Annotated in this window: 11 protein-coding genes; 7 read left to right on the top strand and 4 right to left on the bottom strand. The window is 40.6% G+C overall.

Annotation, left to right across the window (positions count from 1 at the left end; translation table 11 throughout):
- Window positions 1-42 precede the first annotated feature (42 nt).
- Both ACZ41W_RS00265 and ACZ41W_RS00270 read right to left on the bottom strand, forming a co-directional pair.
- The gene (locus ACZ41W_RS00265; RefSeq protein ID WP_464312887.1) at window positions 43-2049 is read right to left on the bottom strand and encodes a methyl-accepting chemotaxis protein; all 2007 of its coding nucleotides are present in this window, start codon (window positions 2047-2049) and stop codon (window positions 43-45) included.
- A 251-nt stretch (window positions 2050-2300) separates the two neighbouring features.
- Complete coding sequence (locus tag ACZ41W_RS00270; RefSeq protein ID WP_464312888.1) at window positions 2301-2987, bottom strand: hypothetical protein; 687 nt, start codon at window positions 2985-2987, stop codon at window positions 2301-2303.
- A 293-nt stretch (window positions 2988-3280) separates the two neighbouring features.
- Here ACZ41W_RS00270 and ACZ41W_RS00275 point away from each other — a divergent pair, with 293 nt between their 5' ends.
- The 4 genes from ACZ41W_RS00275 to ACZ41W_RS00290 all read left to right on the top strand — a co-directional run bounded on the left by ACZ41W_RS00275 (window position 3281) and on the right by ACZ41W_RS00290 (window position 8700).
- Entirely contained in the window at window positions 3281-4021 is a 741-nt protein-coding gene (locus ACZ41W_RS00275) for a LytR/AlgR family response regulator transcription factor (RefSeq protein WP_464312889.1), read from the top strand.
- A gap of 105 nt (window positions 4022-4126) precedes the next feature.
- Window positions 4127-4876 carry a sensor histidine kinase gene (locus ACZ41W_RS00280; protein WP_464312890.1) on the top strand — a complete coding sequence of 250 codons (750 nt, stop codon included), beginning with the start codon at window positions 4127-4129 and terminating at the stop codon, window positions 4874-4876.
- Between the two features lie 181 nt (window positions 4877-5057).
- On the top strand, window positions 5058-6875 hold the full coding sequence (locus tag ACZ41W_RS00285) for an ABC transporter ATP-binding protein (protein WP_464312891.1): 1818 nt from the start codon (window positions 5058-5060) through the stop codon (window positions 6873-6875).
- Window positions 6868-8700 carry an ABC transporter ATP-binding protein gene (locus tag ACZ41W_RS00290; RefSeq protein WP_464312892.1) on the top strand — a complete coding sequence of 611 codons (1833 nt, stop codon included), beginning with the start codon at window positions 6868-6870 and terminating at the stop codon, window positions 8698-8700. Before ACZ41W_RS00285 ends, ACZ41W_RS00290 begins: the two co-directional genes overlap by 8 nt.
- Here the strand turns inward: ACZ41W_RS00290 and ACZ41W_RS00295 are convergent.
- A complete protein-coding gene (locus tag ACZ41W_RS00295; RefSeq protein WP_464312893.1) occupies window positions 8697-8969 on the bottom strand; it encodes a hypothetical protein in 273 nt (90 codons plus the stop codon). The genes ACZ41W_RS00290 and ACZ41W_RS00295 overlap by 4 nt on opposite strands.
- A 9-nt stretch (window positions 8970-8978) precedes the next feature.
- Window positions 8979-9635 carry an HAD family hydrolase gene (locus ACZ41W_RS00300; RefSeq protein ID WP_464312894.1) on the bottom strand — a complete coding sequence of 219 codons (657 nt, stop codon included), beginning with the start codon at window positions 9633-9635 and terminating at the stop codon, window positions 8979-8981.
- A gap of 350 nt (window positions 9636-9985) precedes the next feature.
- On the opposite strand from ACZ41W_RS00300, the gene heR reads away from it, so the two are divergent.
- The 3 genes from heR to ACZ41W_RS00315 all read left to right on the top strand — a co-directional run bounded on the left by heR (window position 9986) and on the right by ACZ41W_RS00315 (window position 13337).
- Window positions 9986-10765, top strand: a complete 780-nt coding sequence (gene heR, locus ACZ41W_RS00305) for a heliorhodopsin HeR (RefSeq protein ID WP_464312895.1) — start codon at window positions 9986-9988, stop codon at window positions 10763-10765.
- Between the two features lie 250 nt (window positions 10766-11015).
- Window positions 11016-12125 carry a serine hydrolase domain-containing protein gene (locus ACZ41W_RS00310; RefSeq protein ID WP_464312896.1) on the top strand — a complete coding sequence of 370 codons (1110 nt, stop codon included), beginning with the start codon at window positions 11016-11018 and terminating at the stop codon, window positions 12123-12125.
- A 123-nt stretch (window positions 12126-12248) separates the two neighbouring features.
- Window positions 12249-13337, top strand: coding sequence for a copper amine oxidase N-terminal domain-containing protein (locus tag ACZ41W_RS00315; protein WP_464312897.1), 1089 nt, complete (start codon window positions 12249-12251; stop codon window positions 13335-13337).
- Window positions 13338-13387: the final 50 nt, after the last annotated feature.

The following is a 13387-nucleotide window of genomic DNA, read 5'->3' on the forward strand; positions in this document are numbered from 1 at the left end:
TTGTTGCTCAGTTGTTAATTCTTAGGGTTTATAGCCTAAACTTTATAACTTAAACTTCGCAATCGCCGCTTGCATTTCTACAGCCAGTTTCGAAAGTTCTTCAGACGCATTTGCAATTTGCATCATGGAAGCCGTTTGTTCTTGAACCGATGCAGATGCTTCTTCCGTACTTGCAGCATTTTCCTCTGAAATAGCTGAGAGGTTTTCGATGACGCTGATAATTTGTTGACGTTTTTCATCCATATCCGCACTAGAAGCATTGAGTAAATCCACAATTCCTTTTACCGATTCTATAGCATCTGAAATGCCCACGAATTGGTTGCGCGTTTGACCCAAACTATGATATTGCGCCACGCTGACTTCTCTTGACTGATTCATCATGTCTACTGCTTCAGTCGTTTTAACGCTTAATTTATGAATCGTTTTAGTGATGTCTGTCGCAAAATTATTCGACTGCTCTGCGAGTTTTCGAATTTCATCAGCAACGACTGCAAATCCTCTACCAGCTTCACCTGCACGTGCTGCCTCAATGGCTGCATTTAGCGCAAGAAGGTTAGTTTGATCCGCAATACTCATAATCATTTCGCTCGCCCGTGAGATTTCTCCAGCGTTATGGCTCGTTTCGAGAATAATCTGCTGAACCGACTGTGAAGCTGCATCATTTTCTTTCGTCTTTTCTTCTAAATCATTTAGAACGACAAAGCCTTGATTTTTTAACGTGTCAACCACCTCAGCGGATTCATTGAGCGTTTTTAACTGCTGGATCGTGTGCTCGATGAGTTGTCCCAGTACCTCAATTTGGTTGGCTCCGTTTGAAGTTTCGATGGCTTGATCGGTTGCACCTTTTGCAATTTCTTCAATTGTTTTAGACACTTCTTCAGCAGAGTTTGACGCTTGATCACTGGTTGCAGTGAGTTCCTCAGATGACGCGGCCACACTTTGAGCATCCACAGAAATATGAGAAACTAAAGACTTAAGATTGGTTCTCATGGTATCAATGGATTTTGCAATGACACCGACTTCATCTTCCTTGTTCAAGTAGCGTAAACTCGCTTCATCCATTGCGTGATCCGATAGATCAAAATCCGCAATTCGGTTGATGTTTAGTGAAAGCGATTTGATCGGTTTGCTGATAGAGCGACCGAGAAGGTATGCCCAGAGAATCCCCACAACTAAGAATAAGATGGTTAATCCGCCAAGCAAAAATTTCATATCACTCACACCGCTTAAAACTTCATTTTTATTGGCAACTGTCACGAGAATCCAGCTAGTACCGGGAATTTCAGCGTACGCACTATACAGATCATCGCCGTCAAAAGTATACTCTTCAACGCCAGTCTTTTCTTGAATCGCCACTTCGACCATCTTCGCAACAGATTCAAATTTCGTATCTTCTTTCGCTTTTTCAATGATATTCAGCTGTTCCATGACATAATCTCTATTTTTATGAGCGACAACCACACCTTTTGTGTTGATTACATAAGAATACCCGTGCTCTCCGTACTTCAAGTCTTCAATTGCACTGTTGAGCGCATTGCCATCGCGTCTTGCGATTAAAGCCCCTTTTGTAGAACTTCCTGTTCCAATCGGCGTCGCATACATAAGAACTGCATCGTTAACCACTCGGCTGATGAGAACGTCAGATACATTGGCTTCACCTGCAAGTGCTTTTTGAACATAAGCACGGTCGCCAAGTTGAGCCACATCGTCACTCATGACATATTTACTTTCACCATCTGGGGTTACAATTGCCATATCGAGGTAACCTAGTCTTTCGACATTTGCCTTTAATGCATTTTTTTGTTCATCAAAATTCATAGACTGTACACGTGGATCTCTTGCAACTTCTTGCAAAACATCGATGATAGATTGAACTCTAATGTTTACCTGAGTCGCGCCTTGCTTCGTCATGTTGAGTAAAGCTTTTTCTGCTTCAGCTTCAACTGCTTTTGAACCGAATAAGATACTTGCTATTCCCAAACCTAGAGAAACAAATAAAATCGCTAGACCAATTAGAACGGTGACTCTTACAAGTAAACTCTTCTTCATTGAAATGACCTCCATTAGGTATTTTGTCCTATATACATATTATGGATGTAGAACGCTCATTTTATTGTATGTTATTATTTTAACGGGCGAACCAGACTTAAAGCAACAAAAATAATGATTAAATTCAGATATCGCAATATCGTCATTGAAATGTTGAAGAAAACAACAACAAAAGCCAAAGTGAGATTCATTTGATGTGAATTTCACTTTGGCTTTCTTTTTTGTGATTTCTCTATTTACTACATACTGCTTCATACTGAATGATCGTCAACAGTCTGTTTCCGATCAAGATACTGTCCAGCTCTGCTGTATGCGTATAGACAGATCAATGCAATAAACAAGAGTGTACAAAAATGGTGATAATAGTATAAAAATAGAGAATCTCGGAGAAACGCTGAAGACATCAGCATGCGCCTCATATTGAAAAACAGGAAAAATTGAGTCATTAAAAATGGAATTCGGGGCACAATGACCCAATAAACAGCGAGCTGTAGGAGCGTAATCTTATCGCCGAGACGTCTTTTTTTATTAAAATCATACCCATGTTTTTTAAGATAATCCGGATCGATAGAGTCGCTATCGGAGCTGCTTGAAGACTCATATTCGAAGGGAACATATGACTTTGAACCTTCTGAAAGTATCGATGAATCCCCATAAAGCAAATTTTCATCGTCCCAATTAAATGGGAATTCAATTGAACTGTTGTAGGATTCTACCTCAGGCTCCGGATCATCCCAAGTATCATAGCGCTCATCATAAAGTCTTTGCTCTTCTTCTTCGCGTGCAAGTTGTTCGCGATACGCCAATTCAAACTTTGCCATCGACCAAGCGCCACTTGAAAAAACGCTACTGCCGTAAGTGGCTGAAATTTCCTCTTTTTCTTTTTCTGTCATTTCGTCAAAGTCTTTATAGTATAGTTCGCTTCCGATTAAAGGCATGAAATCCTCCTGATGTATAAATGTGATTACAAATGAATAGATGTGATTACAATTAAATAGATGTGATTACAAATAGTGTAGCACAAGATGTTACGATTTTGCCACAATTTCCTTTTTTAATCTTTCTCTTATGTTGTTTTAATTGAAGCAATTGTATTATAAAATAATAATAGACAAAATTTTTGATAGCAGAATGTAACTGATTTACATGTGAAATCGTAGTTAATCATAATAAAGCATATTATTAAGTTGAAAATGCTCCAATAATTAAAGGAAAAACAGAGGTCATATAAATGAAACCTATTAGAATCGCCATCGTAGATGATGAACCCGTCATTTGTGATCTACTGGCACATTATACTCGTCAGTGGTGTGAAGAAAAAAAGATAGAGGCTGTACTCGACTTGTTTACCAGTGCGGAGGCATTTTCATTTGAATGGGAGACGAGTCGCGCGTACGATGTCGTGCTTTTAGATATCCAGATGAAAGGTGCCAGTGGCATTGTGCTTGCAAAACAGATTCGTAAGCTGGATCAGTGGCTGCGCATTATTTTTATTACGGGAATCGCGGATTACGTGTATGAGGGGTATGAAGTGAGCGCTCTAAATTATCTCCTGAAGCCCGTGTCAAAAGACAAACTCTTTGACTGTCTATCGCGCGCTCATGAGGCCATTGGACAGTCTCTTCAAGAAAAAGAAAACGCCGTGTATATTTTTGAGTGTGATGGAAAGACCCATCGCTTGAGCCAAAGTGACATTTTATACGGTGAAGCAAAAAAAAACTATACGCTAATGGTGACGAAGACAAGCGAATTTTTGCTAAAGAAAAGTTTTACAGAAGTGTTCTCTGAGCTGGATGACAGTGAGTTTATCAAGACGCACCGTTCGTATTTTGTCGGGATTCGTCATATTGAGTTTGTGGATCATCAAGAAGTCGTGTTGGACAATCAGGCAAAAGTTCTTTTGAGCCGCAATCAAAGGCAAGCAGTTCAACAGGCGTTTATACGGTATTTTAAAGAGGCCGATCGGCGTTAGATAGAGCCAATTTGGATTTTACTTACATGATTTTTCACTAAAAGGTCATGATACAATGTTCATAAGGTTAAATTTACATCAATTTGTACACAGGGGGAAATGAAGATGTGGGGCATATTTATAAGTGCAGTTGCAGGCGTGATTGCACTTGTTTTTATTTTAAAATGGGCAATCAAAAGGTGGATTGAGTCCTATGTTTCCACCTATCAATCGGAACTTTTAAATCGTCACTACGAAGAAGTTGAGAACATCTATAAGCAGATGAGGGGCTGGAAGCACGACTATCACAACCACATTCAGCTGATGATGGCGTATATCGAGATGAATCGTGTAGATGAGATGTCAGCGCATTTGGCGCAACTTTTAGAGGATATTGTGACAGTCGATCATGTGATCAAGACGGGCAATGTCATGGTGGATGCGATCTTAAACAGCAAAGTCTCCCTGATGATGGCATCGAACATCGAAGTCAATGCAAAGGCCACGGTTCCAGAAAAACACAGTATATCGGATGTGGACTTGTGTGCGATTATTGGAAATGTCCTCGATAATGCACTTGAAGCTGCTCAGAAAGTACCTGAAAATGAACGATTTGTGCGGATCTACATCCGTCCGATGAAGGGGCAACTCTATATTTCTGTTTCGAATGCATCCGCGGTGAAACCTCAGAAGGGCTTTTTAACCACTAAAGCAGAAGGTGGACACGGCTTTGGCATCAGACGTATTGATCAACTCGTGTCCAAATACGGCGGTTACGTGAATCGGCAGGCAGAAGAAGGTGTCTTTGCCTGTGAGATTTCATTGCCTTTTGCTCGAATGACGAGTCGTCAACTCACCGATGACCTTTCGTCCTAAAAAATGAACCATTCGTCCAAATTTTCACTGAGGATGAGGGGATGTTGATATCCTATCCTCAAGCGGTGAACGTAACCGATATTCAGCTAGCAATGACATTCTGCTGAAATTCGGTTTGTGCGCATAGGCAAAGCACTGTGCATCAATCAACTCACCGCAATACATTATCTGATGAGGTCTTATGAAAAAATATACCACAAAAGAAAACATGCTGTATTTAATCAAAAATATGTGGCGATGGGATCGAACTTTGTTCCTTTTATCCACCGTACAAGGTCCAATGATGGTGGTCATTTCATTTATTGGAATCTTTATCCCAAAGATGATTCTCGATGGCATTCAGTCGGGTGCATCATTTGCTGCATTGACTCAAGCACTTCTTCTACCTGTGTTGAGTTTAATCGTCATCAGTGTGGTTAAAATTACGCTTGAGCAGTGGACGTGGGTACGCAAAATCATATTTCGAATGAATTACACCACGAGATTGACTGAGAAAAGCCTTTACACCGATTATGAAAATATCGACGGCGCTATTGGACAGGAGCGATTTAACCTTGCGATGATTGCCACAAACAGCAATGACAGTGCCACTGAAAAAGTCGTACTCGTACTTGTGTCTCTGATCTCTAACATGATCGGGTTCTTACTGTATGCGGGGGTTATCTTTACGCTTCATCCGGCAATCGTCGTATTTGTACTCATATCAGCTGGCATTAATTTGAAAGGTGGCAAACGCGTCAATCGTTATATTGAAAGCAATAAAGAAGAACTCGCCGACCTGAGACGAAAACTGAACTATATCGGTAAAACAGGGGGTGAGTTTAAATCGGCAAAGGATTTGAGACTCTACGGAACAAAACCGTGGTTCGATGACAATTATGAAGAACATCTGAAAAAGCGGATACACGTGGATTTTAAAAATGACCTGCGAAAATGGTATCTTCACTTAACAGATGGTGCGCTCATTGGCATAAGAGATGTTCTGACATACGGCATATTGGCGATTGCAGTCCTTGAAAAAGGCTTGTCCATTGGCGATTTTGCATTTTACTTTGGGGCTGTCGTGGGCATCTCCACTTGGCTTTCTGGAATCGTAAAAGACTTGACGTCATTTGACGGCATGTCGATGGAAACCCAGTATTTAAGGGATTATCTGGAACTACCTGAGTATCAAAAGAGGGATGCTGGGGCGGAACTTCCCAGTCATGAACAGTGGCCTTTTGATATTGAACTCATCGATGTCTGTTTTCGATATCCCGGTGCGGAAAAAGACACCATTTCGCATTTGAATCTACATATTCAAAAAGGAGAAAAATTGGCACTTGTAGGGGTCAATGGCGCTGGAAAGACCACGATTGTCAAGCTCATCTGTGGACTGTACCGCCCAACGAGTGGGGAAATCAAAGTAGATGGCAAATCCAGTTCGGAATTTAATATCTACGACTACTACCGTTTGTTTTCAGTGGTGTTCCAAGATCATTTTGTATTGCCGATGACCATTGAAGAGAACATCGCCTTAAAAAATGAAGCGGAGCTTTCGGATATCGAGAAACAAAAAATCGCGTCGATTCTGAATCAAGTGGGACTTCGCTCAAAAATCGACCGTCTCCCTAAGGGCAGTCAAACGCGACTCGTCAAATCCGTGTATGAAGATGCTGTGGAGTTATCAGGTGGAGAAAATCAGAAATTGATGCTGGCACAAGCACTTTATAAGTCTGCACCGATCATGGTACTAGATGAACCAACGGCTGCGCTGGATCCAATTGCTGAAAATGAGATTTATCAGCAGTACAATCAATTGACGCAGTCCAGTACATCGGTTTTCATTTCTCATAGACTGTCTTCCACGAGATTTTGCGATCGCATTGTCTTTTTAGAGGATGGAAAAATCGTTGAAATGGGCACACATGAAGAACTCATGAAAGACGAAACGCGTTATAAACACATGTTTGACAAACAGAGCCATTATTATAGAGAGGAGTGTGAATTGGGTGCGTAAATCAAACTCGACTATAAAAGAACTCATCAAAGGATTCAAATTCGTCCATTCGCTCTCCAAACGCATTTTGGCTGTCACAGTACTAGATGCTTTTTTAAGCTCTGTGGTACCGTTTATCAATTTAGTGATGTCGACTTATATTATTGACGCTTTAATCCGACGTGCTGAAACAGATGAACTCGTCCGCCTTGTAGGGATGACGGTAGCAGTGAATTTTGTCATCTTTGTCAGTTCGAAGTTTACCTCCCTTTGGAAGCTACGTTGCCAACGGGTGATGTCCTATAACTGCGACATGGCCATCAATTCCAAGATCATGAGCATGGATTATTCAGCTGTTGAAGATCCTAAGACACATGCACTTCGCAAAAAAATCGAAGAATATGAAAACATGAATTCAGGTGGCGCGTATCAGATGATGTACTCATTTTCAAATGCCATGGAAAGCATTTTTTCCATCATCCTTGCATTGGTTATGATGCCAGCATTATTTATCAATAGTGAGCTTAGTGGATGGTTCATTACCGCTGGATTTATCGGGATGATTTTCCTCAGCATGGGCGTGAGTATCTGGATTCAGAGCCTTAACGCGAAAAAACTCTATGGTTTCTTTGGCGAGGTGATGGACGTCAACCGAATTTATGGCTATTACATGGATCACGTATCGGATTATAATTCGGGAAAAGGCATTCGCATCTATCATCAGGAGTCCTTGCTTCTCGGCTGTGTGAGCACATTTGTGAACAAATACATGAAGTCGATTTTTGATAGGCTCGGCAACTCCAGTGCGCTTATGATGGGAATTTCGACGATCTTTTCATCGCTGTCAACGGGACTGATCTTTATCTTCGTGGCACTAAAGGCGACGACGGGTGCAATTGCCGCTTCTGGGGTTCTCAAGTACATCGGCGGGATTATGCAGCTGATGAAGGGGCTCGAAGGGATGGTAAGGTCATTATTTGAAATTATGAACAACTTTCAGTATCTACAGGATTATTATGACTTCTTTGAGATCGAAAGCACCATGTATCGTGGCACGCTTCCCGTGGAAAAACGAGATGATGACGCGTATGAAATTGCTTTTAAAAATGTATCGTTTAAATATCCGGGATCGGATGTCTATTCGCTTAAGAATGTCAACTTGACACTTCAAATCGGCGAACGGATGGCCATTGTAGGGATGAATGGATCTGGGAAAACGACGCTAATCAAGCTGCTTTGTAGACTCTATGATCCGACTGAAGGCGTGATCACGCTCAACGGAATTGACATTAAAAAGTATGATTATGAAGAATATTTAGAGCTGTTTTCAGTCGTGTTTCAAGATTTCAAATTGTTTTCATTTTCACTGGGGCAAAATGTTGGAACGACGACGCAGTATGACACGCAAAAAGTGCATACCGTTTTAGACCAAGTGGGGATGAATGATCGAGTTGAAAAGATGGCAAAAGGGCTGGAAACGTATCTGTATAAGTACTTTGATGTGACGGGAGAAGAGTTGTCGGGAGGAGAAGGGCAAAAAGTGGCATTGGCAAGGGCGATTTATCGTGATGCGCCGATGGTGATCTTAGATGAACCGACCTCAGCGCTGGATCCTATTGCTGAATTTGAGATTTATTCGAAATTCAACGACATCGTCAAGACAAAGACGGCATTTTACATCTCGCATCGATTGAGCTCGTGTCGCTTTTGTGATAGCATCGCAGTGTTTCACGAAGGGGAGCTGGTTCAAAGGGGCCATCATGAAACGCTTCTTGCACAGCAAGACGGAAAATACCGTGAACTTTGGCTTGCACAGGCGCAGTATTATTCTGATGAAGCGTGCTAGTGCCGCTGAGAATGATTAAAATAAGAAAGTTTTTTACGTTTGACATGAAGGGCATCGTATTCTTCACCCAATAAGCGCTTAGCCGCTTTGATCAGATAAGGTGAAGAAGGAACGAGCCCTTTTTCAATGATGTTTAGAAGTTGATGAAGCGTTTGAAGAGATTTGAAATGTGCATGATTTTCATAGTCAAGACGGGTATTCACTACCACGTAATCTCGGTTTGTTGCGAGGATTTTATATGAGCCAATCACTTCAATTACTCTCGACATAACGTCTCCTTAAGCTGTGACTTTTTGTTTGTTTTCCAGTAACACTAAAAGTTCAGAAGGGTGATGAATGATGTGGGTTGCATTCAGTTTTGCCATTTCTGCGCGTTCCATCATGGTCCATCCAACGAGGACGCTATCGACGTTTGCAGCCTTAGCAGCTAAAATATCATTTGAACTATCGCCTATAAAAAGCACCTCATCCATAGTGGCATTTAAGCGAAATAATGCTTGATAAAGTCCTTCTGGTGAGGGCTTTTTTTCTTGGACATCATCACAAGTGAGGATGAGGTCAAAATAGTTCGTTAGATTGAGATGTTTGAGTCCGTGCATAACTGTTTCGCGGCTATTGTTTGAAACGATGGCAAGTTGATAATTTTGATAGTAGAGCACTCGAATCAACGCTTCCATGCCATCGAAAGCAGTTGTTTTGTGATTGTGTTCTTTAAGGTACCAAAGTTTGAAAATTTCAGTCATGGCAAGGTACGCATCTTCATTGATATAGCGCATCTGCTCTTCAAGTGGACGACCGAGCATGAATTTGTGTTCCTCTTTTGTGAGTTCAGACCCTCTATAGGTCTTTGCGAAGACATTGAGGCCTTCTTCTATCAGCTGATTGGTGTTTATAATCGTTCCGTCAAAGTCAAAAATGAGAGTGGTTTTAATCATGGATAACCTCCTGTTGTGTGTACCATAACCTATAAATGGATTGTATTATAAATAGTTGGATGAATAGTTGAATAAATAGTTGAATGAATAGTTGAATAAATAGTTGAATGAATAGTTGAATAAATAGTTGAATGAATAGTGTCATGTAATATCCTTTATGGACAATCTAATCGTAACAGACGGATGTATGATGTGTTTTAAAGACAGATTAGGAATGTGTAAATTTTTGAGTCAATATGGACTGCGCTAAATTAAAAGAAAGAAACAGTTTGATTTGTGTATATTCGGTTATAAATGCATTAATAGTTGAGTATTCGTAATTCGAGGATTGCCACTAGAGGAGGTTTATTTTGGAAGAAAAATTCAAAAAACTCAAACAGTTCAATTTAGTCATGGGAATGGTTCATCTCGTTCAAGCAGTGATTATGCTGATTTTAGCATCTACGGTTATTCAGAAAATCGCTGAATTTCAACCGCAGATTATTCAGTATTACCAAACGTTTAACGTCAGTACACGATCGCTTGAAACTGCCAGTAAGCAACTGTTTCAGTTGCCGTTTGGCGTACTCGTTGCATGTTTTCTATTTATCTCTGCCGGTGCACATTTTATCATTGTCTTAAAGAGCGAATCCTATGTTGAAGGACTTAAGAAAGGGATCAATCGATTCAGATGGTATGAGTATGCGCTGAGTTCTTCTATAATGATCATGCTCATCGCCACACTATTTGGCATCTATGACATCGTGTCATTGATCTTGATTTTTACAGCCAATGCAGCCATGAACATATTCGGTCTGGTCATGGAGGAGATGAATTCTGGGGTTCAGAAGGAAAAGGTGGACTGGAAACCATTTGTATGGGGTTCGGTCGCAGGAATCGCACCATGGATTGCCATTTTGTTTTACATGCTTGGAACGGGCAATTTCGATCAAGTACCTTGGTTTGTATGGGCAATTATCGGAACGTATTTTGTCGCATTTAACACCTTCCCAATCAACATGATCTTGCAGTATCAAAAAGTAGGAAAATGGAAAGATTATTTATACGGCGAACGCGTGTATATCTGGCTCAGTTTAATCGCAAAATCTATCCTCGCATGGCTGGTGCTATTTGGAGCGATGCAGCCATAGATAGGAGACATTGAAATCAATACAGGAATAAGCAGATAAATACACAGATAAACTTAAATAAAATGGGATATTGTTTTTCTATAATATTAGAAAGACAGTATCCCATTTTTATGTGTAAGTCAATTTCATCATGTCAACTGCTAAAATGATACAGCTTAGTAATCCGATCTATGATAAAATTAACAAGACTTATATACTGCTCAATTATACAGATAACACCACATAGCCAGACACTTGAAAGAGGAAAATCATGAAAACTCGTCATAAAAAACATCAAAAATTTATATGGAAAATAATTTTAGTATTGTTAGTCGTAGCGCTACTCATCATAGGAGGACTGGTCCTCTATGGCAATTATCAGATGCGTCAGATTCCTAAATTGTCTTTTAAAGAATGCCTTGAGTATTCACTTGAGGGTGAGGAGAACGCAGTGATTACCGTTGGCATCATACAAGATGGAAAGGCTGAATTTACGGTTTACGGGAAGGATGGTCAAATACTTCCTAGCGAAGAATATACGTATGAAATTGGGTCACTTACAAAGACTTTTACAGCTGCTTTGATTGAAAAAGCGATCTCTGAAGGAAAACTCTCGCTGGATGGAACCGTGGATCAATATCTCAAGCTCACTTCCGATCACACATATCCAACTATTAAAGAGCTGCTCACTCATACTTCAGGTTACAAAGATTATTACTTTGAATGGCCAATGGTGGGAAATTTTTTTAGTGGTCGAAATGATTTTTGTGGCATCACAAAAGAGACTGTACTCGCGAGACTGACGAAACTTTCAATACCGGATCAAGCGTATAAATTTAAGTATTCGAACTTTAATTATGTAGTGCTAGGGCTCATACTTGAGTCTGTCTATGAAGTTGATTATGAAACACTGGTCAATCAGTTTGCTTTGGAAGACCTTGAACTCAGTCACACACACATTTCAACTGGACAAGGCGATTTGAAGGATTACTGGGAATGGAAGAATGCGGATGCGTATCTTTCAGCAGGGGGAATGACTTCCACCATTTCTGATATGATGCGCTATGCACAGTTACAGCTATCGGATGGTGCGCTTTTCTCAACCTGTCATGAGTCGCTTGCAGTAATTGAGGGGACTTCTAAAAATTATCAGATGATGGGCATCCGGATGGATGAAATTGGAGCGGGTTGGATCATTGATCGTGAAAATGAAGTGATATGGCACAATGGAGGAACAGGAAATTTCAACTGTTATGTGGGTTTTCAGCCAAAGACGCAGATGGCAGTTGTCATCTTGTCGAATCAATCCCCTCATAAAAAGATTCCAACAACCGTTATGGGAATCAAATTGTTAGGTGAAATGAATCGGAATGAGAATTAGTTGTTTCGATATAAGTTGTTATGAAACGTTTGATGAATATCATATAAGTAAAGTCTCCAAATTTGGGTATAAACACATAAGATGACGTGCACGGCTAACAGTTACAGTATAAGGGGGTACCAAATGAAACGCAAATTAATGGCAATAATCACCATCTTGGCACTGGTGATTCAACTCATGGGGATGACTGCATATGCGGATAACGCATTGACGCCGATTTCTGGCGCACTGCTCAATGATCAGCTAAGTTTTAAACTGGATGGATCAGCAGTGATTCCAGTGGGAGACGATGGCACTCCTGTATTACCAATTTCTTATAATGGCACAACTTATTTGCCTGTTAAAGCAATTGGGTATTTATTAGGACTTGGAATTGGCTATGATGGTGCGACGAAGACCGTATTGATAACGAGCGTTTCGAATGTACCTATGCCGGCAGTGGTAGCAACACCAAAAACCAATACGCTCATTCCAATTAAGAACGTTTTGCTCAATGGTCAATTGAAGTTTAAATTAAACGGGACATCGGTTATTCCGGTAGGGGATGATGGGACAGCAGTTCTTCCAATCTCGTATAATGGCACGACGTATTTGCCAATTAAAGCGATTGGGTATCTACTTGGTCTCGGAATTGGTTATGACATCCCAACCAAAACAGTGTTAATCACCAAATCTGGATCGACGCAACCAGCGCCACAACCGACGACGCAACCGGCAACACAGCCAACAACAACACCTACAAGTCAAGGTGCTGGGTGGTATTTTGTGAAGTACACTTTAACAGATGGAACTGGTACTTACGGATCGGACAAATCAAGCTTTACAGGCGAGAAAAACAACATGACCATGTCTCATACGCGTTATGACAGCAAAGGCAATGTCGTGGCATCTTCGACGCATCAGACGATTTGGACGGATCCACCAGCATTTTTAAAAGTTGGGGATTTAGTGAGTATTCAATATGAAACAAAGCAAATTAGTTCTGCAACTTGGAACATGGGCAGTGTTGCTCAACAAACGGTTTCTATGGATCAAGGCATGACAGTTTATTTTTCAGCAGCGGATGGTACAAAATACATCACAAAAGCTTTCAATGGTCTCTTAACAGCAGAAAAGCCAATTGAAAAAGGTAAAGCTGGCGCAATTAGAACCATTAAACTCGTCATTGGACGCAATTATTCAGTGATGTATACGTATGAGTGGAAAGATTGATTCACATTTAGCATAAAACAAAAGCCTGTACGAGGATTGATGCGTACAGG

The organism is Fusibacter fontis (assembly GCF_055378735.1).

Bases quoted from the DNA above. Each gene is read 5' to 3' on its own strand.
- ACZ41W_RS00265 (WP_464312887.1), bottom strand. From the start codon at position 2,049: ATGAAGAAGAGTTTACTTGTAAGAGTCACCGTTCTAATTGGTCTAGCG.
- ACZ41W_RS00270 (WP_464312888.1), bottom strand. From the start codon at position 2,987: ATGCCTTTAATCGGAAGCGAACTATACTATAAAGACTTTGACGAAATG.
- ACZ41W_RS00285 (WP_464312891.1), top strand. From the start codon at position 5,058: ATGAAAAAATATACCACAAAAGAAAACATGCTGTATTTAATCAAAAAT.
- ACZ41W_RS00300 (WP_464312894.1), bottom strand. From the start codon at position 9,635: ATGATTAAAACCACTCTCATTTTTGACTTTGACGGAACGATTATAAAC.
- ACZ41W_RS00295 (WP_464312893.1), bottom strand. From the start codon at position 8,969: ATGTCGAGAGTAATTGAAGTGATTGGCTCATATAAAATCCTCGCAACA.
- ACZ41W_RS00315 (WP_464312897.1), top strand. From the start codon at position 12,249: ATGAAACGCAAATTAATGGCAATAATCACCATCTTGGCACTGGTGATT.
- ACZ41W_RS00310 (WP_464312896.1), top strand. From the start codon at position 11,016: ATGAAAACTCGTCATAAAAAACATCAAAAATTTATATGGAAAATAATT.
- ACZ41W_RS00280 (WP_464312890.1), top strand. From the start codon at position 4,127: ATGTGGGGCATATTTATAAGTGCAGTTGCAGGCGTGATTGCACTTGTT.
- ACZ41W_RS00275 (WP_464312889.1), top strand. From the start codon at position 3,281: ATGAAACCTATTAGAATCGCCATCGTAGATGATGAACCCGTCATTTGT.